Source organism: Serratia bockelmannii, assembly GCF_008011855.1.
Taxonomy (GTDB): Bacteria; Pseudomonadota; Gammaproteobacteria; order Enterobacterales; family Enterobacteriaceae; genus Serratia; species Serratia bockelmannii.
In genome coordinates this window covers 37,952-59,158 of sequence record NZ_VOUX01000033.1, presented here as the reverse complement: position 1 = coordinate 59,158, position 21,207 = coordinate 37,952, and the positions used below count along the sequence as shown (strand labels likewise).

The 21,207-nt window shown below is 59.3% G+C and carries 22 protein-coding genes; 15 read left to right on the top strand and 7 right to left on the bottom strand.

Annotated elements, in window-relative coordinates; translation table 11 throughout:
* The first annotated feature begins 216 nt into the window (after window positions 1-216).
* The 3 genes from FOT55_RS16880 to FOT55_RS16875 are packed head-to-tail and all read left to right on the top strand — an operon-like array spanning window position 217 to window position 999.
* On the top strand, window positions 217-477 hold the full coding sequence (locus FOT55_RS16880; protein ID WP_016927848.1) for a hypothetical protein: 261 nt from the start codon (window positions 217-219) through the stop codon (window positions 475-477).
* A gap of 24 nt (window positions 478-501) precedes the next feature.
* Entirely contained in the window at window positions 502-669 is a 168-nt protein-coding gene (locus tag FOT55_RS25460; RefSeq protein WP_016927849.1) for a hypothetical protein, read from the top strand.
* Between the two features lie 42 nt (window positions 670-711).
* Window positions 712-999, top strand: a complete 288-nt coding sequence (locus tag FOT55_RS16875) for a hypothetical protein (RefSeq protein ID WP_025302730.1) — start codon at window positions 712-714, stop codon at window positions 997-999.
* A 186-nt stretch (window positions 1,000-1,185) separates the two neighbouring features.
* On the opposite strand, the gene FOT55_RS16870 is transcribed toward FOT55_RS16875, so the two are convergent.
* From FOT55_RS16870 to FOT55_RS16860, 3 genes are all read right to left on the bottom strand, one after another.
* Window positions 1,186-3,285, bottom strand: a complete 2,100-nt coding sequence (locus FOT55_RS16870) for a peptidase domain-containing ABC transporter (protein ID WP_016927850.1) — start codon at window positions 3,283-3,285, stop codon at window positions 1,186-1,188.
* Window positions 3,278-4,564: an HlyD family secretion protein gene (locus tag FOT55_RS16865; protein ID WP_049295529.1), complete on the bottom strand. Its 1,287-nt coding sequence runs from the start codon at window positions 4,562-4,564 to the stop codon at window positions 3,278-3,280. The genes FOT55_RS16870 and FOT55_RS16865 overlap by 8 nt, the downstream gene beginning before the upstream one ends.
* Window positions 4,565-4,994: 430 nt before the next feature.
* Window positions 4,995-5,909, bottom strand: a complete 915-nt coding sequence (locus FOT55_RS16860) for a LysR family transcriptional regulator (protein WP_147823756.1) — start codon at window positions 5,907-5,909, stop codon at window positions 4,995-4,997.
* Window positions 5,910-6,012: 103 nt separating this feature from the next.
* Between FOT55_RS16860 and FOT55_RS16855 the strand changes: the two genes are divergently transcribed.
* On the top strand, window positions 6,013-7,179 hold the full coding sequence (locus FOT55_RS16855; protein WP_147823755.1) for an MFS transporter: 1,167 nt from the start codon (window positions 6,013-6,015) through the stop codon (window positions 7,177-7,179).
* Here FOT55_RS16855 and guaD read toward each other — a convergent pair.
* On the bottom strand, window positions 7,161-8,477 hold the full coding sequence (gene guaD / locus FOT55_RS16850; RefSeq protein WP_147823754.1) for a guanine deaminase: 1,317 nt from the start codon (window positions 8,475-8,477) through the stop codon (window positions 7,161-7,163). The two genes, FOT55_RS16855 and guaD, sit on opposite strands and share 19 nt — an antisense overlap.
* Before the next feature lie 166 nt (window positions 8,478-8,643).
* Window positions 8,644-8,859: a hypothetical protein gene (locus tag FOT55_RS16845; RefSeq protein ID WP_141997976.1), complete on the bottom strand. Its 216-nt coding sequence runs from the start codon at window positions 8,857-8,859 to the stop codon at window positions 8,644-8,646.
* 46 nt (window positions 8,860-8,905) lie between these two features.
* On the opposite strand from FOT55_RS16845, the gene fecI reads away from it, so the two are divergent.
* The 5 genes from fecI to ydfG all read left to right on the top strand — a co-directional run bounded on the left by fecI (window position 8,906) and on the right by ydfG (window position 14,446).
* Window positions 8,906-9,430: a ferric citrate uptake sigma factor FecI gene (fecI, locus tag FOT55_RS16840; RefSeq protein WP_025302726.1), complete on the top strand. Its 525-nt coding sequence runs from the start codon at window positions 8,906-8,908 to the stop codon at window positions 9,428-9,430.
* Window positions 9,427-10,383, top strand: coding sequence for a ferric citrate uptake sigma factor regulator FecR (fecR, locus tag FOT55_RS16835; RefSeq protein WP_147823753.1), 957 nt, complete (start codon window positions 9,427-9,429; stop codon window positions 10,381-10,383). Before fecI ends, fecR begins: the two co-directional genes overlap by 4 nt.
* 115 nt (window positions 10,384-10,498) lie before the next feature.
* On the top strand, window positions 10,499-12,850 hold the full coding sequence (fecA, locus tag FOT55_RS16830; RefSeq protein ID WP_147823752.1) for a TonB-dependent Fe(3+) dicitrate receptor FecA: 2,352 nt from the start codon (window positions 10,499-10,501) through the stop codon (window positions 12,848-12,850).
* A gap of 199 nt (window positions 12,851-13,049) precedes the next feature.
* A complete protein-coding gene (locus FOT55_RS16825; RefSeq protein ID WP_025302723.1) occupies window positions 13,050-13,571 on the top strand; it encodes a GNAT family N-acetyltransferase in 522 nt (173 codons plus the stop codon).
* 125 nt (window positions 13,572-13,696) lie between these two features.
* Window positions 13,697-14,446 carry a bifunctional NADP-dependent 3-hydroxy acid dehydrogenase/3-hydroxypropionate dehydrogenase YdfG gene (ydfG, locus tag FOT55_RS16820; protein ID WP_147823751.1) on the top strand — a complete coding sequence of 250 codons (750 nt, stop codon included), beginning with the start codon at window positions 13,697-13,699 and terminating at the stop codon, window positions 14,444-14,446.
* A 36-nt stretch (window positions 14,447-14,482) separates the two neighbouring features.
* Here ydfG and FOT55_RS16815 read toward each other — a convergent pair whose 3' ends face one another.
* Complete coding sequence (locus tag FOT55_RS16815) at window positions 14,483-14,809, bottom strand: YnfA family protein (protein ID WP_025302721.1); 327 nt, start codon at window positions 14,807-14,809, stop codon at window positions 14,483-14,485.
* 148 nt (window positions 14,810-14,957) lie between these two features.
* Between FOT55_RS16815 and FOT55_RS16810 the strand changes: the two genes are divergently transcribed.
* Window positions 14,958-15,326, top strand: coding sequence for a DUF1283 family protein (locus tag FOT55_RS16810; protein ID WP_019455910.1), 369 nt, complete (start codon window positions 14,958-14,960; stop codon window positions 15,324-15,326).
* An 89-nt stretch (window positions 15,327-15,415) separates the two neighbouring features.
* Window positions 15,416-15,715 carry a DUF1161 domain-containing protein gene (locus FOT55_RS16805; protein ID WP_019455911.1) on the top strand — a complete coding sequence of 100 codons (300 nt, stop codon included), beginning with the start codon at window positions 15,416-15,418 and terminating at the stop codon, window positions 15,713-15,715.
* 50 nt (window positions 15,716-15,765) lie between these two features.
* Here the strand turns inward: FOT55_RS16805 and FOT55_RS16800 are convergent, their stop codons facing one another.
* Window positions 15,766-17,232, bottom strand: a complete 1,467-nt coding sequence (locus tag FOT55_RS16800; RefSeq protein ID WP_147823750.1) for an MDR family MFS transporter — start codon at window positions 17,230-17,232, stop codon at window positions 15,766-15,768.
* Window positions 17,233-17,742: 510 nt separating this feature from the next.
* Between FOT55_RS16800 and FOT55_RS16795 the strand changes: the two genes are divergently transcribed.
* From FOT55_RS16795 to osmV, 4 genes are all read left to right on the top strand, one after another.
* Window positions 17,743-18,459 carry an ABC transporter permease gene (locus FOT55_RS16795; RefSeq protein WP_043143261.1) on the top strand — a complete coding sequence of 239 codons (717 nt, stop codon included), beginning with the start codon at window positions 17,743-17,745 and terminating at the stop codon, window positions 18,457-18,459.
* Window positions 18,460-18,523: 64 nt separating this feature from the next.
* Window positions 18,524-19,381 (top strand): glycine betaine ABC transporter substrate-binding protein, encoded by an 858-nt coding sequence (locus tag FOT55_RS16790; RefSeq protein WP_187181970.1) that lies wholly within the window; start codon window positions 18,524-18,526, stop codon window positions 19,379-19,381.
* A gap of 11 nt (window positions 19,382-19,392) precedes the next feature.
* Entirely contained in the window at window positions 19,393-20,043 is a 651-nt protein-coding gene (osmW, locus tag FOT55_RS16785) for an osmoprotectant ABC transporter permease OsmW (protein WP_147823748.1), read from the top strand.
* On the top strand, window positions 20,040-21,179 hold the full coding sequence (gene osmV / locus FOT55_RS16780) for an osmoprotectant ABC transporter ATP-binding protein OsmV (protein ID WP_016927861.1): 1,140 nt from the start codon (window positions 20,040-20,042) through the stop codon (window positions 21,177-21,179). The genes osmW and osmV overlap by 4 nt, the downstream gene beginning before the upstream one ends.
* Window positions 21,180-21,207: the final 28 nt, after the last annotated feature.

Here is a 21,207-nt window from a genome sequence, read left to right as displayed (position 1 = left end):
TCTATCGAGGCACTGATGAAATTACCCAGCAGTTGGATTTTTTTGTTCTGCTTTTACTACACATTCATGGATATTTTTTATTCGTTATTTTTTTCCGAAGACAGGAGGTTTACCAGCACAATCATTCAATCCTTTATCTTTTCAACCTTGCTAGTGGCATTTTTCTGGTATCGGAAAACTGCAAAAACCAAAAACCAATAATATAAGGAAGTCGTTATGAGAGAACTTACGATTAATGAAGTGAACTTTATCGCAGCCGCTGGGGATTTCAGCTATGCGGAACTGGGCGGGGCCGTCGCGGCCGGCGCTGTTGGTGGCGCGATGACCGGCGCCATGGCTGGCGGTGTCGGTGCCGGCCCAGGCGCTGTTGCCGGTGCCGTTATCGGTGGTGCCGCCTATACCGCAGGCAAAATGGTGGAATCCATGTTGGGTGGCAATAAACAAACATCGACGAACAATCCTGCCGACAGTAACTAATACAGGACGATTCGTGTTCATCATATGAAAAAGTCACTTATTGTATTGTTCGCCATTTTAATTGGGCTTGTTGCTGGCACGATTGCGGATTATTTCACCCTCAATCGCTTCTTGAAATACGCCCTTATCGCCGTTGCCGTTATCGGCACGCATAAATTGCTCAATAGCGATCGCGGGCAACGCTCGGCATGATAAACGTGGCTTATTTTAAAATTTAATGATTAAGGAGCAAATATGCGCAATCTTACCTCTGAAGAATGTTCAATCATTTCCGGTGCAGGAGATCGCAGCGGTACATTGACGGTTTCCGCGGAAACGGTCGGCGCAGCGATCGGCGGTGGCATCGGCTCTATCGGTGGCGTGGCGGGCGGCGTTGTCGGCACCATTGTCGGCGGTGCTGTCGGTAACTATGTCACCGGCGATCGTGCCCCCGGCTCTGTTGGCCCATCAGGCATTCCCTGGGGCGGGAGCAACGGCGGCGGTACCATGTGGGGGAACAACAACAATACCGATTCGAACTGATCGGGGCCCTGCCAGCCACACGGCTGACCTCCCCGGTTAACGTTGGCTTCAGCGCCTAAAGCGTCATTTCATGCCAGGGTTATCGTTATGATAACCCTTTTTGTCATGGGCCCACCACAGGGTGAGCAGCGCGGTTGGCGTAGCGAAAATGTCGAGATGAAGAAGCCAGGTGAAGCGAAGCTGACGTTACCCGAGTTGAATGACTCTATCCGCAGAGGCAATCGTCGATGGACGGTGCGCAATAATCACGCGGGTAATGTTCAGTTGTGAAATAGCGCGGTTAATATGTGTTTCATTATCGAGATCCAGGTGGCTGGTCGCTTCGTCCATAAACAGAATGCTGGGGCGACGATAGAGCGCACGGGCTATCAATAAACGCTGTTTCTGTCCGCCAGAAAGGCTTCCCCCCAATTCGCCGATCAATGTTTCGTAGCCCATCGGCATGTTTTGAATATCATCATGCATATTGCAACGCCGTGCGCACGCCTCGATACGTTTCAGATCCATTTCGGCGTCAAATCCTGAAATATTTTCAGCGATAGATCCCGCCAGCAGCTTGTCATCTTGCAGCACGCAAGCGATACATTGGCGATAATTATTAACGCCAATGTTGCTGATATCCATACCATCGACCAGCACGGCCCCTTCATCCGGCGACAGCAACCCACACATTAACTTCATCAATGTGGTTTTACCCACGCCGGAGGGGCCGACAATCGCCACGCTTTCTCCCGCGGCAATGCTGAGATTCAAATCCGTGATAATGGGTTTCGCCAAACGATCATACTGGTAGCGCAGATTCCGCACCTGAAGCTCTGCGGCGTTGCCTTTTGTGAAGAGCTGACGCGCGGGCATTTGCGGTTCCGGTGACGAAAGCACAATGTCCGCCACCCTTTCATTGTGCAAGCTTAACATTCGCAGCTGAAGCATCATGTCGATCAAGCTGCTGGCACGCTCCGAGAACTGCCCACGGTAGGCGTTAAACGCGATAAACATGCCGATCGTCATTTGATTGTCTATGACCAATGCCGCGCCGAGCCAAAGGATGATCACCTGATCGCAGGTGGCAATAAACGCCCCCAAACCGCCAAACATCATGTTTAACTTGGTCAGCTTGATACCCGCATTGATCGTTTCTACGTTTAGATTCAGCCAATACTGTGAACGGGTTTCAGATAACCCCAACGCCTTTAACGTACTGATGCTATATAACGTCTCCATGAAATGAGACCCGGCCCGCGCGCCCTTCACCAACTGCTCTTCCGACAGCTGCCGATAATGTTGATAAGTCGACAGCCTGAGAATGACGTATATCGCCGTAAAGCCGAGCACCACCCAAACTAACCAGCCGCCATAGAGCAGCATCATGACAAATACCCCGACAGACATGATGCCATCAATAATGCTGCTGACGATGCTGGTAGTGAAAGTCGCTCTTATCGTATCCAATGAGCCGAAACGGGATTGAATATCACCCAACTTGCGCTTCTCAAAGAAGGAAAGCGGCAATTTCATCAGATGATCAAACACTCCCGCCTTCCATTGCACGTCTATCAACGCGCCCATGACGATAGAGATCCACGAGCGCAACATGGATACGCCGGTGCGGAATAAAATAAAGAACAGCAATCCTATACATATCAGCGCTAAAAGATCATGATCGCCGGCCAAAATCACATGGTCCATGACCAACTGCGTACCAACGGGCAACAGCAGATTAACCGCTTCAATCACGATCGACAGACAGAAGATCTTTAGCAAGGCTCCCTTGAGGCCGCGCACATTGCTCATCAGCTTACGAAAGCGCAATCTGCTTTGCTGTTTGATCGGCTGAAATTCACTGTCTGGCCATAGCTCAAGCGCTACGCCGGTAAAATGCCGCGACAGTTCATGCAACTCCAGCACTTTACGGCCAAAGGCAGGATCATGGATCACCGCCCGCCCTCGGCTGACACTGACAAGCACCACGAAATGCTTCATGTCCCAATGCAGAATACAGGGCATTTTCAACGCTTTAAGCTCATCGATATTCAGCGATAACGCTCTGGATTGCAGCTTGAGTGCGCTCGCGATGTCAATCAACGCGGAGAGCGTCGCCCCGCGTGAAGAAAAGCCGTAGCGGCTGCGCAGATTAAACAGATCGATTTGCAAACCATGGTAATGGCATACCATCGCTAAACTGGCCAGCCCGCATTCCGAGGCTTCAGTTTGCAGGATCTGCGGCACTTTGCGGCGCAGCGACAAATTGAGTTTGCCCTTTAGCGCGTCTAAATAAGATTCAGTCATTGATTGGCCCCATCAGGCTGTTTTTCATATCGTAGAAAGGTGAGAACATCCATTGATATAGAGGCCTTTCTTCCAGAAACAGCGTGGATTGAGCCCGCATGCCGTTAGTGAGCTGCAACGCTTTGCCCTGGTAACTGACATGCGTTTTATCCAGGGAAACGGTCACCTTGTAAAAAGATGCCGTTTGCGCGCTGGGTTGATGCACGGGAGAACTGCTGTAAGTTGACATTTCTTGAATGGAGGCCGGTACATAAGCGATGCTTTCTATTCTGCCGGGAAACTGACCGAACTTCTCATAAGGGAAAGCGTCATAGCGAATGTTAATGCCGTCCCCCGCTGAAACATAAGGCACACTGGTGTTCGGCAACCATAAGACTAGCTGATAAATCGCGCCATTACGTGGAATAATCTGTACCAAGCTGTCACCGCTATTGACCATCTGACCCGGCGTAACGCTGAGAGACTCAATGCGGCCATCGCTTGGGGCGTTCACGATCAATGCGCCGCTGGCATCGGCTTCCGCTAACTGCCGTTGCAAATCATTACGCTGAAACTGGTACTGCGAAATTTGGTTATCGAAATCTGCCGCGCGCGTAACGATGTCACTTTCCAAATTCGTAATTTGCAACGACTCTTGAATGTGTTGACTATGCAGGTTTTGGAACAGACTTTGTTGTTGATAAAATGAATAGGTTTGCCCGCTAAGCTGATCCTTGGTAATCAGACCGCGTTGCTGATATTCCTTATAGGAACGCATGTTGTCCTGAGCAAATGCCACCCCCTCTCGTGCATTATCCAACAGCTGTTTGGACTGCATATGCGCCAATTCATACTGTTTTTTTTGCGCGCGTAGATTTTCCAGCGTCATACGCTTGTTGTCTTGCAACTTAAGAATGATGCTGTCGACATGTTTTAACTGGTTTTCAAGCGCCAGGCGCGTATTGGCGCTCACTTTCCCGTTATCCGTCACTCGGCTGACATCAATCTGATAAAGACGCTGGCCTTTTTTAACCACATCCCCCACTTCGACGAAGCGTTCCGAGATAAAACCCTGTTGGGGCGCAAACACGTTGACTGAGCGGGGGAAGGTGGTGATTTCACCATAAACATTAATGCGGCGTGTATAATGACTGAATATAAGAAAAGAGAGGAAAACAAGAATAAATAAAAACGATAAAAGACCAAAGCACCAGGCAGGCAAGCCGTTTATCAATAAAGCCTTACCCGCCCATTTCGCCCGCTGATGATCCGTGGCTTCCTGTCGAAACAAATCACGCATGACATCCCTTTCCAGAAATAAAATTCAAGCCAGCCTTGGCTCGTAAAATGCGGAAGCATATCGAAAAACAGCAGCAGAGATTAAAACAGATCTGTTGTTTTTAATTAGCGATATCGTAAAGATAATTATTCTCATTATGATATCGGGCGTTCCGAAGAAATGCAATTTTTTTTACGCACTTACCCAGCCACATAGCCGTATATCACTATGCATATCGATAAAAAACCAATAAAGAGCCTCCTAATCAAATAACTCTATTCATTCTATCTCTCGCCATATGTAATAGGCAGCGGCGTGACCGCCGGATCGAGCAGCAATGTGGATAAACGTATCAAATCGAAACGCCTCCATGTTCACGGAATAAGGTCTCGGGGAATGGCTCCCTCTGAGTCACCTCCTAGCTTAGGGCAGTTTGAGCAAAAACAAGTGATTAGACGTGAGCCGCCTCGCCGACCTGCTGTATCAGAAAGGTCAGCAGCGCGCGCGTTTTGGCCGGCAGATAGCGGCGACCGGGGTAAACGGCATACAGCTGCAGCGGCGCCGGCGGCAGTGCCAGCGGCACCTCAACCAAACGGCCATCGGCCAGAAACGGCCGGCAGCCGAGCTCAGAGAGCATGGCGAACCCCACGCCGGCCAAGGCCGCCTTCAGCGCCATCTCCCCGCTATTGACGCGATAGCGCGCATTGACCGGGACGGTAACGAAGGTTCCGTCCGGGCGGACGAACTGCCACGGCATGCCCTTCAGCGCATCCACCGTGCTGATGCAGGGCAATTGCGTGAATTGTTCAATCTCCGACGACGGCGACCACTGCGCCAGCAACGCCGGAGCGGCCACCACGATGCAGGGGAAAGACGCCAGCGGCTGCGCGACATAGTCGCTGTCGTCCAGCATGCCCCGGCTGATCATCACCGCCAGATCGACATCGTCGAGCAGCGACGTCATACCCGCCAGGTTGGTCACGCAGCTGATTTCGATCTGCGGATACTGCAGGGCGAACGCCGCCAGCGGCTCGCCCAACAGGTATGGCCCCACTTCATTGGGCACGCACAGGCGCAGCGGCCCACGCAGCTGTTGCTGCCGTTCGCTGAGGGTTTGCGCGGTGTGTTCCAGCGACGCCAGCAGCGGCTGGGTGCGTTCATGCAACAGCTGGCCGTTCGGCGTCAGCCGCATCGAGCGAGTGCTGCGTTCGAGCAATCGCTGCTCGAGCTGGCGCTCCAGCTGAGAGATATAGCGGCTGACGTTGGAGGTCGGCATCGCCAGCGCCCGCGCCGCCCCGACGAAGCTGCCTTGCTCCACCACCGCCACGAAGATGCGTAACAGGTTTAAATCCAATTTATCGCGCATGATTATCCCTGATTTGATAACAAACCATGCCATTTCTACCATCTAATCCCGATCAACGCCAAGCGCTACACTGCCGGCCTGACTCTGCAACCGATAGATGCTTATGACACCCACGAGAAAGCTGACGGCGATAGCGCTGGTCATCGCCTTTATTCAGTTCACCAACGCACTGGAATACATGGTATTCAACCCGATATTCCTCTATATGGCCGCCGATTTTTCCGTACCCGTCAGCTTCGCCGGCTATGTCAGCGCGGCCTATACGCTGGCGGCCGTGATTTCCGGCATCGGCGCATTTTTCTGGATCGGCGGCGTTGAGAAGCAGCGCTTTCTGATGCTCAATGTCACGCTACTGGCCGTAACCACCTTATTGATCGCCACAACCCAGCAGTTTTACTGGCTGTTAGCGCTGCGGCTGCTGGCCGGGCTGTTGGGCGGCACCACGATGGGCGTCGGGATCGGCTTGCTGCTCAACGCCGCGCCGGCCGCGCTGCACGGCAGAATGCTGGCGACGGTGATCGCGTCTTTTTCGCTGGTGAGCATTGTCGGCATGCCGGGCATGCTGTACCTGTGCGAAGTGGCAAGCTGGCGCGTTGCGCTGGCGGCTATCGGCGGGCTGTGTCTGCTGGCGGCGGTGTTGGTGGCGCTGTTCGTTCCCAGGGATGCGCCGCAGCCACAGGCTGCCGCGCCCGTCACGCTCGATCGCCGGTTGTTGCTGTTCGCCGCCGCCGCCGGCCTGACGCAGTTCAGCCCAATGCTGCTGATCCCGGTGCTGGCGCCGCTGCTCACCCAGCGGTTACAGGTGGTAGACGCGCATTTGTCCTGGCTATTTTTCATCGGCGGCGTGGCGGGTTATCTGGCGACAGTGCTGGCAGGCCGCTGGCTGCAACGCTTTGGTGCCGTGACGCTGACGGTGGGCGCCACGCTGTTGCTGCTGGGTAGCCTGTGGCTGGCGGCACGCGGTGGCGATCGCGGTGAGCTGTTCATGGTCGCGTTTCTCGCGGCGGCCTATGCGCGGCTGGTGGCGATCTCTTCCCTGAGCATGCGCTGGCCGGACAATCGGCAACGCGCCGCCTTCGGCGTACTGCAAACCGCCCTGATACACCTGAGCGCCACGGTGGCCTTCTTGCTCTCCTCCACGCTGCTGAGCGGCGGCCTCACCCCGCTCAGTTTGCAACGTCTGTTATGGCTGGGCGCGCTGAGTGCCGTCGCCGTCGCACCGCTCAGCGTTTGGCTGCAGGCGCGGCTGCGTCAGCGCGACGCCTCATAAACCACCTTACCATTCACATAGGTGCGATAAATGTTGCGATCGTCTCCCAGGGTCATCAGTACGAACCCTTGCTCCGCCGACGTGGCGCTGTTGGCGTAGCGCAACTGCTGCAGCGGCGTGACCGCCGGATCGAGCACCACGAAATCCGCCTCTTTGCCGACGTTGAAGTTGCCGATTTTGTCGTCCAGCGACAGCGCGCGGGCACCGCCTAGGGTGGCATGATAGAACGCTTCTACGGCGGCGAGCCGGTAATGCTGCAGTTGGCCGACCTTGTACGCCTCACCCAGCGTGCGTAGCATATTGAAGGTGGTGCCGGCCCCCACATCGGTGCCGATACCGAGCTTCACCCGCTTGCGCCAGGCCTGCTGCAGGTCAAACAGCCCGCTGCCGAGAAACAGGTTGGAGGTGGGGCAAAAGGCGATTGCCGAGCGGGTCTCGCACAGGCAGTCCCACTCCTGCTCCTCCAGGTGCAGGCAGTGGGCGAACACGCTTTTGCCGCCGGTCATGCCGTAGCGGTGGTAAACGTCCAGATAGCTTTGGCTCTGCGGGAACAGCGCTTTTACCCAGGCCACTTCCTGCGGATTCTCGCTCAGGTGCGTCTGCAGCCAAACGTCGGGGAATTCTTCGCGCAGCCGCTGCACCTGCGCCAGCAGCGCCGGCGTACTGGTAGGCGCAAAGCGCGGCGTAATGGCGTAACCGAGGCGGCCTTTGCCGTGCCAGCGTTCGATCAGCTCACGCGTCTGGCGATAACTTTGCTCCGGCGTTTCCAGCAGCGCCTCCGGCGCATGGCGATCCATCATCACCTTACCGGCGATCAGGCGCATATTCAGCGTTTGCGCCTGGGTGAACAGCGCATCGACCGACTGCGGATGCACGCTGCCGAACACCAGCGCGGTGGTGGTACCGTTGCTCAGCAACTCCCGCAGAAAGAAGGCCGACATCTCGTCGGCGTGCTGATCGCAGCCATAACGGCTTTCGGTCGGGAAGGTGTAATTGTTTAACCAGCCCAGCAACTGGTCGCCATAGGCACCAATCATTTCGGTTTGCGGGTAGTGGATATGGGTGTCAATAAACCCCGGTACGATCGGTTTGTCGCGATACTCCGTGACCGCAAAGCCCGGTGGCAGCAGCGCCTCGCCCTGCTGCCAGCTGCCGAACCAGACGATGGTGCCCTCGTTGAGCAGCAGCAAACCGTCGGGAATGTGCCGCAGGCGTTCCTCAAGCTGTTGCGGCGCCTCCACACAGGCGGCGATATCAAAAAAATTGCCACGAATAGCCGTGGTGAATTGCAGTGCCATTATTTTCTTCCTTGTGACGACCGGCCAAGCTCACCCGCGTAATAACTTGCGATGATGAAACAAGGCCTTTTTTACCCAAACATAAAGACCGGATTAAGCATAGCAAGCCGTGTGCCAATAGGCGGTCATAAAATATATTTTTATTCAAAAACAGAGTGATAATAATTCAACCAAAGAAAACCAACCGATAAAAAAGAATAAAACGCGTGGCGGTCTTCAACGGCAGACGAATAGCAACCGTTTGCTTGCCGAAATAACACCGCGCCGCTGCACCTTTATTGGGCAAGCGGATAATTTCGCGGCCGTGACGTTTATTCCAACACGATGCAAAGCGGTCTGGCCCATTCCGCAGGCCACCCGACAAACTTGAAACGATAACCATTCTCAATTATCATCCGCGCATCTTTTTGACCAGCAATGCGAAAACCATGTCCGCCACCGCTTCCGCCCCGCACACCGCGCTGTCGCGCCTTTACGCCACCCATCATGCCTGGTTGCAGGGATGGTTGCGCAGGCGGCTGGGCTGCGCGTTCGACGCGGACGATGTGGCGCAGGACACCTTCATGCGCCTGCTGAAAAGCGACGCCGCGGCGACCCTGCGCGAGCCGAAAGATTTTCTGGTCACCGTCGCCAAGCGGGTGATGGTCGATCTGTTCCGCCGCAGAACGCTGGAACGCGCCTATCTGGAGATGCTGGCGCTGATCCCGGAAGGCTACGCCCCGTCGCCGGAGCAGCGCCAGAGCCTGCTGGAAAGCCTGCAGCAGATCGACGCCATGCTCGATGGCCTGGGGCCGAAGGTAAAACAGGCCTTTCTGTTGTCGCAGCTCGAAGGTCTGGGCTATGCGGACATCGCCGCGCGCCTCGGCGTGTCGGTCAGTTCGGTTAAAAAATACATGGCCAAAGCCACCGAGCATTGCCTGCTGTTCAGCCTCGAAAACGACGTTTATTCATGAGCAACGCCATCACCCCCGAGCAGCGCCAGGCGCTGAAAATGGCCGCACACTGGTATGCCCTGCTGTGCGATGAGCACGTCACCGAACGCCAGCGCCAACAATGGCAAGCCTGGCACCAGCAGCATGACGATCACCGCTGGGCCTGGCAGCGCGTCGAAGCGCTGCAGAGTCAGTTGCAGGGCGTGCCGGGCAAGTTCAGCTACCGTGCGCTCGATCGCGCCGACCGCCAGTCGGCGATCGATCGCCGCATCCTGCTGAAGAGTCTGCTGTTGCTGCTCGGCGTGGGCGGCGGCGGATTCTTCTACCAGTCGCCGCTCGGCCGGGAGCTGCGCGCCGACTACCGCACCGCCACCGGCGAAATCAAACCCATTGTGTTAAGCGACGGCACCCAGCTGGTGTTGAACACCGCCAGCGCGGTAGACGTGCATTACGACGATCGCCAACGGTTGATCCGCTTGCACGCCGGAGAAATCAGCCTGGTGACCGGACGCGATCCCCGGCCGCTGTGGGTACAAAGCCCGCAGGGGGCGATGCGCGCGCTCGGCACCCGTTTTTTGGTGCGCGAGAGCGACGGCGAGACGCGCCTGGCGGTGCTGGAACACGCGGTCGAGGCGCAGCTGGCGCAAGACGCGCAACAAAAGCGCCGGGTGAACGCCGGAGAACAGATCAGCTTCAGCACCACGGCCTTCAGCGACAAACAACCGGCCACGACGGAGGACGGCTGGCTGCGCGGCGTGTTGAGCGTCAGCCAGTGGCGGCTGGACCGGGTGATCGCCGAACTGGCGCGCTACCGGCGCGGCCACCTGAGCTGCGATCCGGCCGTCGCCGGCCTGCGCGTCAGCGGCAGTTTCCCGCTCAACGATACCGATCGCGCCCTCGCCCTGCTCAGCCAGACCCTGCCGGTGCGCCTGCAGAGCTTTACCCGCTATTGGCTGCAAATCGTCCCCGCCTGAATCTTTTTAAATAAAAATGATAAAAAATCGTATTCTTGATTGTCCCTTTTGCTTCGCTCATCCGACTCCCAGGAAAACACTGCAGCAATAAATAAAAAATGATTCAGGAGAAGGTATGAACAACGCTTGGGGAAAGGTCGCTCCGGCTTCGCTTTGGGGAAAACGGGCCACGCCGCTGGCCGTGGCCATTGGCCTGGTCTTCGCTGCACCGCTGGCGGCGAGCGCCGCCAGCGGTGCAGCCACCTATCACATTCCGGCCGGTGAGCTGGATGGCGCGCTGAACGCGTTCGCTGCGCGCGCCGGTATCGCGCTCTCGGTGGACGGCACGCTGACCGCCGGTAAACGTTCGCTGGGCCTGAGCGGCAGCTACGGCGTCGATGACGGCCTGAACGCCCTGCTGGCCGGCAGCGGCCTGCAGGCTAAAGCGCTCGGCAACAACGGTTACACGCTGGCCAAACTGCCACAGCCACAGAAGGAAGAGGACATCACCGTGGTCGGCGACTGGTTGGCGGAAGGCCGCCAGATCGACGTGTTCGAACATCCCGGTGCACGCGACGTAGTGCGCCGCGAAGACTTCGTCAAAACCGGCACCACCACCGTGCGCGAAGCGTTGAACCGAGTGCCGGGCGTAGTGGCGCCGGAGAACAACGGCACCGGCAGCCATGACATGGCGCTGAACTTCGGCATTCGCGGCCTCAATCCGCGCCTCGCCAGCCGCTCCACCGTGCTGATGGACGGCATCCCAGTGCCCTTCGCCCCTTACGGCCAGCCGCAGCTGTCGCTGGCGCCGATCTCGCTCGGCAATATGGACGCGATTGACGTGGTGCGCGGCGGCGGTGCGGTGCGCTACGGGCCGCAGAGCGTCGGCGGCGTGGTTAACTTCGTCACCCGCGCCATCCCGAAAACCTTCGGCATGGAGGCCGGCATGCAGGGGCAGCTCAGCCCGACCTCGCGCCAGGATCACCCGAAAGGCACCGGCAACCTGATGATCGGCGGCACCGCCGACAACGGCTTCGGCGCGGCGCTGCTCTACTCCGGCACCCGCGGCAGCGATTGGCGCGAGCACAGCGCGACCAAGATTGACGACGTGATGCTGAAAAGCCGCTACGCCCCGAACGAGGTGCACATCTTCAACAGCCTGCTGCAATACTACGAAGGCGAAGCGGACATGCCGGGCGGCCTGAGCCGGGCGGACTACAACGCCAACCCATTCCAGTCGACGCGCCCGTACGACAAGTTCTGGGGCCGCCGCCAGTTGGCCAACTTCGGCTATCAGTATCAGCCGGATCAACAGCATAAGTTCGACGTGCAGAGCTTCTACACCTACACCCTGCGCAGCGGCTATCTGGATCAGGGTAAAAACCTGACGCTGTCGCCGCGCGAATACTGGGTACGCGGCGTGGAACCGCGCTACAGCCAGAGTTTCCGCTGGGGCGATTCGGCGCATGAGGTCGGCGTCGGCTACCGCTACGTCAGCGAATCCACCCACGAGCTACGCTACACCAGCAAGGCCAGCACCGGCAGGCTGCCGTCCACCGCCAGCCCGTACGATCGCGACACCCAGTCCGGCACCGAGGCGCACGCCTTCTATATCGACGATCGCATCGACATCGGCGACTGGACTATCACGCCGGGCATGCGCTACGAGTACATCAAGTCGTATCAGAACAACTACATCAAGAACAACCGCCTCGACGTTAGCTATAACGCACCGCTGCCGGCGTTGAACGTGATGTATCACCTGAACGAATACTGGAACCTGTACGCCAACACCGAAGGCTCCTTCGGCACCGTGCAATACAGCCAGATGGGCAAAGCGGTCGACAGCGGCAAGATTGAACCGGAGAAGGCGCGCACCTGGGAGCTGGGCACCCGCTACGCCGGCGATGCGCTGACCGGCGAGATCGGGCTATTCCTGATCAACTTCAACAACCAGTACGACTCCAACCAGGTGACCGACAGCGTGACCGCGCGCGGCAAAACCCGCCACGCCGGGCTGGAAGGCAGCCTGCGTTACGATCTGTCGCAGCTGACGCCGAAACTGGACGACCTGACCGCCTACGCCAGCTACGCCTACGTCAACGCCACCATCCGCGAAGACGGCGGCTACAAGGGCAACCAGGTGCCGTTCTCGCCTAAGCATAAAGGCACGCTGGGGCTGGACTACACGCCGGGCAACTGGGCGTTTAATCTTAACGGCGAGTTCCAGTCCAGCCAGTTCGCCGACAACGCCAACACCGTGGCGGAAAGCGCCGACGGCAGCACCGGCCGCATTCCCGGCTATATGCTGTGGGGCGTGCGCGCCGCCTATGATTTCGGCCCGGAAATGGCCGGTCTGAATCTGGGCGTCGGGGTGAAAAACCTGTTCAACCACGAGTATTTCACCCGCGCCTATGACGACAACAACAAAGGTCTGTACATCGGCCAGCCGCGCACGATCTATCTGCAAGGTTCAGTGAAGTTCTGATCTTCAGCGGCGGGTGCGGTTAACCGTGCCCGCCGCCTTTCCCATCAACGTGACGATGTCACATAAAACCGCTCCTCCGCGCCGCCGCAACGGCGAAAAATAAGTCGCTTCTGACGCCAATACGCGTAGTATCGACGATCCGCCCCGATTTATGGGCGCGGATTTTTTGCCGTTCTGGCCTGAAAAGCGAGGGAATAAGATGAATCATAATGACCTTTCTCAGTGCCGCGTGGACACCGACCGTTTGTTGATTGCCCCCTTTACCGCAGCAGACGCCGACGATGTTTACCAGGCGATCACCCCCACTCTGACGCGCTTTATGACCTTTGAGCCGGAAGCGTCACCGGAAGATTTCGCCAACGTCTGGCAAGGCTGGCTGCCGCTGATGCGCGAAGGCGAAGAAGTGATCTTCGTCGCCCGCCGGCGCGAAGACCGAGAGTTCGTCGGCGTCGGCGGCGCACACAACCTGCGCAGCCACACCCCGGAGCTGGGCATCTGGGTCAAAGAGAGCCTGCATGGCCAGGGTTACGGCCGCGAAATCGTTGAGAGCATCGCGCGCTGGGTCAGCGAACGCTTTCAGCCGCAGCACCTTATCTACCCGGTGGCCGAACAGAATACCGCCAGCCGCCGCCTCGTCGAGTCGCTGGGCGGCGTGCTGGCCGGCCGTTGCGAACGCGTCAAGTATGACGCCGTAGTGTACCACTTACCGCCTCAGCGCTAATCTGCATCGGGCCGCCGGCCCGGTGTGACCTTTTTTGCTTTCCGCCGTGATAACCGCTGCCACTGCCTGCGGGTTTGTGCTAATGATAGAGGCATGTAGGGTAAAAACAGTTGAGGAACAGCAACATGATTATTTTTGTTACCGGCGCCACCTCCGGTTTCGGCGAAGCCATTGCGCGCCGTTTTGTCCGTGAAGGCCACCAGGTGATCGCCGCCGGGCGCCGCCTTGAGCGTCTCGAAGAGCTGCAGGACGAATTAGGGCAAGCGCTGCACATCGTGCGGCTCGACGTGCGCAACCGCGCCGCCATTCAACAGGCGATCGAGGCACTGCCGGCCGAGCTGCGTCAGATCGACGTGCTGGTGAACAACGCCGGGCTGGCGCTGGGGCTGGAGCCGGCGCACAAGGCCAACGCCGATGACTGGGAAACCATGATTGACACCAACGCCAAAGGGCTGGTAAACATGACGCGCGCGCTGCTGCCGGCCATGGTCGAACGCAACGTCGGCCACGTGATCAACATCGGCTCCACCGCCGCCAACTGGCCTTACGCCGGCGGCAACGTGTACGGCGCCACCAAGGCGTTCGTCAAACAGTTCAGCCTGGGCCTGCGTGCCGATCTGCACGGCACGCGCATCCGCGTGACCGATATCGAGCCGGGCCTGGTGGGCGGCACCGAGTTTTCCAACGTGCGCTTCAAGGGCGATGACGGCAAGGTCAATAAAACCTACGAAGGCGCCGATGCGCTGACGCCGGAAGACATCGCCGAGTCGGTGTTCTGGGTCGCCACGTTGCCGGCGCGCGTCAACATCAACACGCTGGAAATGATGCCGGTCAGCCAGTCCTTCGCCGGGCTGAACATCCACCGCGGCGCCTGATCCCTGGCGGCGGGAGGCGACTCCCGCCCTGTTTCCTCAGGCCGCGCGCCAGCCGGAAACGATGATCAGCATGCCCACCAGCGCCACCCCGGCGCCCACCCAGTCCAGCGCAGACAGCTTCACCCCATCCACCACCCGCAGCCACAGCAGCGCCGTCGCCACATACACGCCGCCATAGGCCGCGTAGACTCGCCCGCTGGCCGCCGGATGCAGTGTCAACAGCCAGACAAACAGCATCAGGCTTAATGCCGCCGGCAGCAGCAGCCAGGCGCTGCCCTGCTTCTTGAGCCACAGGTAAGGCAGGAAACAGCCGATAATTTCGGCGAGTGCAGTGGCGAAAAACAACAGCGTGGTTTTTAACATCGGTCGCAGTTTTCTCTCGATAAAGTAAACGAATCGGCGCTTGGCTGGTGAATTCCAGGAACGCAGTGGTATATTTGTCACCACGCCTGCGGGCGAGGTAACGCCAGTGCCGCCATCATCAGGCGCACTCACTCATAAGGATGAAACGATGAAAACATTTTCGACCCAACGACTGCTGCGCGGGATGCTGCCGGTCGCCATGCTGGCCGTTATGGGCGCCTGGCAGGCGCCGGCGCTGGCCGCCACCTGCACTCAGGGCAGCACCTGCGTCACCGTCGATGGCAAAGGCAGCGGCGCGATGAGCACCGAAGAAGCGCGCCAGAGCAAAGAGCAGTGGAATGATACCAAAACCCTGCGCCACAAGGTTAACACTCGCGTCGAGAAAGAGTTCGACAAGGCCGATCGCGCCGCGGATGACGAAGACCGTTGCAACGACAGCAACAACGTCAACGCCTACTGGGAACCGGACACCCGTAAATGCCTGGATCGCCAGACCGGCCGTCGGATTAATCCTTAATCCGCCTGCGGCGGGCGGGCAAGCGTGAAACCCGGTCGCCGTTGCTGCTATCCTGTTACAGGAAGTCCATTGTCTAAAAGGATGACGTGATGAAAAAAACGCTGATATTAACCGCTGTGTTGCTGGCCGGCGCCCCGCTGGCGGCACTGGCCTCCTGCGAAAGCGTGAAAGCGGACATTTCGCAAAAAATCGTCAATAACGGCGTACCGGAGTCCGGCTTCAAACTGGAGATCGTGCCCAACGATCAGGCCGATCAAGCGGGCGGCCAAGTGGTCGGCCACTGCGAAAACGACACCCAGAAGATCGTCTATACCCGCCTGAACAACGGCGACGATCGCGGTGACGCGGCGCAGACCGGCACCAGCCAGGATACCTCCAACACGCAGTAAGCCACACCGGCTATCCCGGGCGCTCTGCAGCAGCGCCCTTTCCTTCTCCCTTACGCCTGCTCCGCCTCTTCTTCTTCGCCCTGCGGCCGACAACGCGCCGGGATCAGCATGGCTGCCGCCAGCGCCAGCAAGGACACCAACGCCGACACCAGAAATACCCAATGCAGCGAAGCCGCCACCTGCTGGGTCAACTGCGCCAACGCCTCGCTCCCCATGCTCTGCCGCACCGCCGGTTCCATCAGACGCTGCACCGGATCGTCGATTTCCGGCAGACGCCATTGCAGGTTGAGGTTCAGCGTGGCGCCCAGAATCGCGGTGCCGATGGCCGACCCCACCATGCGGGTAAACACGGTACAGGCGGTGGCGATGCCGCGAATGCTGTAATGGGCCGCGTTCTGCACCGACACTAAAAATGTGGTGTTGCACAGCCCCATGCCGGCACCGACCATAAACGCCGCCACCCGGCCCCACAGCAGGCCGCCGTTCGGCTGCAGCATCAGCAGGATCAGGCCGCCCGCCACCAACAGCAGCGCCCCCAGCAGCGCCGTGGCGCGATACGAGGTCATCAGCATCAAACGGCCGCTCAGCGTGCTGGCCAGCGGCCAACCGATCGACATCAGCGCCAGCGTGGTGCCCGCCTCCAGCGGCGAGCCGCCCATCACGCCCTGAATGAAGGTGGGCAGGAAGGCGCTGATGCCCATCATCGCCGCGCCGATCACCAGCCCGCCGATGTTACCGGCGACAATCACCCGGCTTTGCCACAGCGCCAGCGGGAACAGCGGTTCGACCGCGCGCCGCTCCTGGCGGACAAGCAGCGCCAGCAACGGCGCCACCCACCATCCCAGACTTTCCATCTGCAACAGCGCCAGCAGCAGCGCCGAAACGAACAGCGTCAGCCAGGCGGTGCCCGCCAGATCCAGCGCGTGCCGCCGCAGCTGCTGATGCGCCGGCAGATAGCGCCAGAGGAAGAACATCGCCAGCAGGCCGATCGGCAGGTTAACCCAGAACACCAGCGCCCACGGCAGATGCTGGACGATAAACGCCCCCAACAGCGGGCCGATGATCGCCGACACGCCCCATACGCTCGACAGGTAGCCCATCACCTTCGGCCGCTCGGTGGCGCTGTAGATGTCGCCGATGATGGTGGACGCGATCGGCATGATGGCGCCGGCGCCCAACCCCTGCAGCAGACGAAAGCCGATCAGCCAATACATGTCGGGGGCGAAGCCGCACAGCACCGATCCCAGCAGGAACAGCGTGGCGCCGAAGAAGAACACCCGCTTGCGGCCGTAGAGATCCGCCAGCCGCCCGTAGATGGGGATGGTGATCGCCTGCGCCAGCAAATAGACCGCGAATACCCACCCCAGCAGCGAGAAGCCGCCGAGATCGCCGATAATGGTGGGCATGGCGGTGGCGACGATGGTGGCTTCGATTGCCGACATGAACATCGCCAGCATACAGGCGATCAGAATCAGCGGCCGGTGGGCGATGGGTGCGGGTGAAACGTTATTTGTCATGGCGTTATGCAGCTTTCCTGGCGTTTTTATTTTCTCTGAGTATATCAGCAAGCGCCTGCGCCGAGTCTATCCGCCCTCACATCCTGTCTTTGCCGGCGGCGAATCGCACCATTTGCGACTCATTGTTACGGCGTAACGTTATGCGGCGGATTTTTTTCACTTTCCATGCATCCCAGCGCTGACGCGGGCTGAGGCGCAGATCGGCGTAAACTCAATCACCTGATTTTGTTCATAAAACTTGGCACGACCAACGACAGGGTGCTATACCTTCCCTAGCCGACGCCTTTGGGCTTCGTGCTTTCTTGGGTTTAAATATCAGTATCTTATGCTGATTAACTCACGTATTGAGCCTACGTTCAGCACGCTGTGCCGAACGCACCCTTCGCTCAATGTCGCTAACCTCATGCGAAACGCCCGTTTTGTACCGCCACGCCCGCCGGGCCGTGGGTAACAATCAGAGCGGAATGCGCCGTCTCGTCGGCCGCTCCGCGCAACGGAGGACGCAACATCATGCACAAGTCAGCGCCATACCGGCGCCTGCTCCTCGGGAGCCTGCTGTTTATCGCCGTCATCGCGCTGCTGGTTTACGGCATCGGTTGGGACACCCTCAAGTCGCGCCGGGAAGATTTGATCTATCTCGGCCAGCAACACATGTTCCTGGTGGCCTGCTCCATGCTGCTGTCGCTGCTGGTCGGCATTCCCAGCGGCATCCTGCTGAGCCGCCCCTTTGCCCGCCGCTGGGCGGAACACGTGATGCAGATCTTCAACGTCGGCAACACCCTGCCGCCGCTGGCGGTGCTGGCGCTGGCGATGGTAATCATCGGCATCGGCGATCGGCCGGCGGTGGTGGCACTGTTCCTCGCCTCGCTGCTGCCCATCGTGCGCAATACCTATGCCGGCCTGCGTTCGGTGCCACCGGCGCTGGTCGAGGCCGCCAACGGTATTGGCATGACCGCCGGGCAGCGACTGCGGCAGGTTGAACTCCCTAACGCGCTACCGGTGATCTTCGCCGGGGTGCGCATCGCGATGGCGATTAACGTCGGCACCGCGCCGCTGGCGTTTTTAATCGGTGCCAGCAGCTACGGCGAGCTGATCTTCCCCGGCATCTACCTGAACGACTTCCCGACGCTGATCCTCGGCGCCGCCGCCACCGCGCTGATCGCCCTGTTGCTCGATCTGGCGCTGGCCGGTCTCGGCCGCCGGCTCAGCCCTCATACCGCATCTTGACGGGAGAAACGCGATGACTCGATGGTTACAACGACTCCGCCACGCTCTGCTGCTCTCCTTGCTGATGACCGGCGCGGCCGCCTGGGCCGCCCCACTGACGCTGGCGAGCAAGAACTTTACCGAACAGCGCATTCTGTCGGCAATCACCGTGCAATACCTGCGGGCCAAAGGTTTTCAGGTCGAACCCAAGACCAATCTGGCCACGGTGATCACCCGCAACGCGATGATCAACAAACAGATCGACATGACCTGGGAATACACCGGCACCTCGCTGATCATCTTTAACCACATCAATAAGCGCATGACGCCGCAGGAAACTTACGACACGGTGAAAAAACTCGACGCCAAGCTAGGCCTGGTGTGGCTGCAGCCGGCGGACATGAACAACACTTACGCCTTCGCCATGCAGCGCCAGCGCGCGGAAAAAGAGCAGATTCGCACGATGTCGCAGCTGGTGGCCAAAGTGGAACAGGTGCGTAAAACCGACCCGAAACACAACTGGCTGCTGGGGCTGGACCTGGAGTTTGCCGGCCGCTCGGACGGCCTGAAGCCGATGCAGGCGCTGTACGACATGCCGCTGGACCGCCCGCAAATCCGCCAAATGGACCCCGGCCTGGTCTACAACGCCATCCGCGACGGCTTCGTCGATGCCGGGCTGGTGTACACCACCGACGGCCGGGTGAAAGGCTTCGATCTGCAGGTGCTCGAAGACGACAAGGGCTATTTCCCGAGCTATGCGGTCACGCCGGTGGTGCGCGCCGAGGTGTTGCAAAACACGCCGGGGCTGGAAGCGGCGCTGAACACGCTGTCGAAACAGTTCAACAATCAGGTGATCACCGAGCTGAACGCTAAGGTGGATATCGACTACCAGACGCCGCAACAGGTCGCCGATGCGTTCCTCAAGCAGCGCGGCCTGATTTAGGGAGGCATGTGATGAATACTGTACTTTACGCCTGGCAAAACTGGGCCTATATCGCCGGCTTGACGCTGGAGCACCTGCTGCTGGTCGGCGTCGCCGTCGGCCTGGCGATACTGATCGGCGTGCCGCTCGGCGTGCTGATCGTCCGCCACAAATGGCTGGCGACGCCGGTGCTGAGCCTAGCCACGCTGGTGCTCACCGTGCCCTCCATCGCCCTGTTCGGGCTGATGATCCCGCTGTTTTCCTTAATCGGCCACGGCATTGGCTACATACCGGCGATCACCGCGGTGTTCCTCTACTCGCTGCTGCCGATCGTGCGCAATACCCACACCGCGCTCGACAACCTGCCCGGCGGGCTGCGCGAAGCCGGCCGCGGCATCGGCATGACGTTCTGGCAACGCCTGCGCTGGGTAGAGATCCCGGTGGCACTGCCGGTGATTTTCGGCGGCATTCGCACCGCCGTGGTGATGAATATCGGCGTGATGGCGATAGCCGCAGTGATCGGCGCCGGCGGCCTTGGCCTGCTGCTGCTCAACGGCATCAGCAGCAGCGACATCCGCCAGTTGATTACCGGCGCCGTGATGATCAGCCTGCTGGCGATCGTCCTCGATTGGTTATTGCACCGCTTGCAAATTGCGCTAACGCCCAAGGGGATCCGCTCATGATTAAATTGGAAAATCTGACCAAACAGTTCATGCAGAAGAACGGCACACCGTTCAACGCCGTCGACAACATCAATCTGGACGTGCCGGAAGGTGAAATCTGCGTGCTGCTCGGCCCTTCCGGCTGCGGCAAAACCACCACGCTGAAGATGATCAACCGCCTGATCGAACCCACCGGCGGCACCATTCTGATCAACGGCGAGGACACCAGCGCGCTGGATACCGTCAGCCTGCGCCGCAAAATCGGCTACGTCATCCAGCAGATCGGTCTGTTCCCCAACATGACCATCGAGGAGAACATCACCGTAGTGCCGCGCATGCTGGGTTGGGACAAAAAACGCTGCCACGATCGCGCCGAGGAGCTGATGAGCATGGTGGCGCTGGATCCCAAGCGCTTTTTGCACCGCTACCCGAAAGAGATGTCCGGCGGGCAGCAACAGCGCATCGGCGTGATCCGCGCGCTGGCCGCCGATCCGCCGGTGCTGCTGATGGATGAGCCCTTCGGCGCGGTAGACCCGATCAACCGCGAAACCATCCAGAACGAGTTTCTCGACATGCAGCGCCAGCTGAAAAAGACCGTGATGCTGGTCAGCCACGACATCGACGAAGCGCTGAAGCTCGGCGATCGCATCGCGGTGTTCCGCCAGGGCAAAATCGTGCAGAACGCCAGCGCCGATGAGCTGCTGGCGCGCCCGGCGAACGACTTCGTCGCGTCCTTTGTCGGCCAGGATCGCACGCTGAAGCGCCTGCTGTTGGTGCAGGCCGGCGACGTGGCCGATCAACAGGAAACGGTGACGGTGCGCCGGGAGACGCCGCTAGTGGAGGCGTTCGGTCTGATGGACGATATCGACGCCCGCTCGGTGACGGTGGTGGATGCCGACGGCAAACCGTTGGGCTACGTCAAACGCCGTGAGGCGCGCGGCGCGCCCGGGGTCTGCGCCGACAGCCTGCACCGTTTCCGCGTCACCGCCCGTGCGGAGGAGAACCTGCGCGTGGTGCTGTCGAAACTGTACGAGCACAACACCTCCTGGATGCCGATCGTCGATGAAGACGGCCGCTACAGCGGCGAAATCTCGCAGGATTATATCGCCGACTACCTCAGCTCCGGCCGCACGCGCCGGGTGTTGACGCCGCAATAACCCCCGCCGGGGCGCTCGCCGCCCCGCC

Bases quoted from the DNA above. Each gene is read 5' to 3' on its own strand.
- FOT55_RS16825 (WP_025302723.1), top strand. From the start codon at position 13,050: ATGAATCATAATGACCTTTCTCAGTGCCGCGTGGACACCGACCGTTTG.
- FOT55_RS16805 (WP_019455911.1), top strand. From the start codon at position 15,416: ATGAAAAAAACGCTGATATTAACCGCTGTGTTGCTGGCCGGCGCCCCG.
- FOT55_RS16870 (WP_016927850.1), bottom strand. From the start codon at position 3,285: ATGACTGAATCTTATTTAGACGCGCTAAAGGGCAAACTCAATTTGTCG.
- guaD (WP_147823754.1), bottom strand. From the start codon at position 8,477: ATGGCACTGCAATTCACCACGGCTATTCGTGGCAATTTTTTTGATATC.
- osmV (WP_016927861.1), top strand. From the start codon at position 20,040: ATGATTAAATTGGAAAATCTGACCAAACAGTTCATGCAGAAGAACGGC.
- fecI (WP_025302726.1), top strand. From the start codon at position 8,906: ATGTCCGCCACCGCTTCCGCCCCGCACACCGCGCTGTCGCGCCTTTAC.
- FOT55_RS16795 (WP_043143261.1), top strand. From the start codon at position 17,743: ATGCACAAGTCAGCGCCATACCGGCGCCTGCTCCTCGGGAGCCTGCTG.
- FOT55_RS16810 (WP_019455910.1), top strand. From the start codon at position 14,958: ATGAAAACATTTTCGACCCAACGACTGCTGCGCGGGATGCTGCCGGTC.
- fecA (WP_147823752.1), top strand. From the start codon at position 10,499: ATGAACAACGCTTGGGGAAAGGTCGCTCCGGCTTCGCTTTGGGGAAAA.
- ydfG (WP_147823751.1), top strand. From the start codon at position 13,697: ATGATTATTTTTGTTACCGGCGCCACCTCCGGTTTCGGCGAAGCCATT.
- FOT55_RS16800 (WP_147823750.1), bottom strand. From the start codon at position 17,232: ATGACAAATAACGTTTCACCCGCACCCATCGCCCACCGGCCGCTGATT.
- FOT55_RS16855 (WP_147823755.1), top strand. From the start codon at position 6,013: ATGACACCCACGAGAAAGCTGACGGCGATAGCGCTGGTCATCGCCTTT.
- fecR (WP_147823753.1), top strand. From the start codon at position 9,427: ATGAGCAACGCCATCACCCCCGAGCAGCGCCAGGCGCTGAAAATGGCC.
- FOT55_RS16880 (WP_016927848.1), top strand. From the start codon at position 217: ATGAGAGAACTTACGATTAATGAAGTGAACTTTATCGCAGCCGCTGGG.
- FOT55_RS16815 (WP_025302721.1), bottom strand. From the start codon at position 14,809: ATGTTAAAAACCACGCTGTTGTTTTTCGCCACTGCACTCGCCGAAATT.
- FOT55_RS16860 (WP_147823756.1), bottom strand. From the start codon at position 5,909: ATGCGCGATAAATTGGATTTAAACCTGTTACGCATCTTCGTGGCGGTG.
- FOT55_RS16790 (WP_187181970.1), top strand. From the start codon at position 18,524: ATGACCGGCGCGGCCGCCTGGGCCGCCCCACTGACGCTGGCGAGCAAG.
- FOT55_RS16875 (WP_025302730.1), top strand. From the start codon at position 712: ATGCGCAATCTTACCTCTGAAGAATGTTCAATCATTTCCGGTGCAGGA.
- FOT55_RS25460 (WP_016927849.1), top strand. From the start codon at position 502: ATGAAAAAGTCACTTATTGTATTGTTCGCCATTTTAATTGGGCTTGTT.
- osmW (WP_147823748.1), top strand. From the start codon at position 19,393: ATGAATACTGTACTTTACGCCTGGCAAAACTGGGCCTATATCGCCGGC.
- FOT55_RS16845 (WP_141997976.1), bottom strand. From the start codon at position 8,859: ATGGTTATCGTTTCAAGTTTGTCGGGTGGCCTGCGGAATGGGCCAGAC.
- FOT55_RS16865 (WP_049295529.1), bottom strand. From the start codon at position 4,564: ATGCGTGATTTGTTTCGACAGGAAGCCACGGATCATCAGCGGGCGAAA.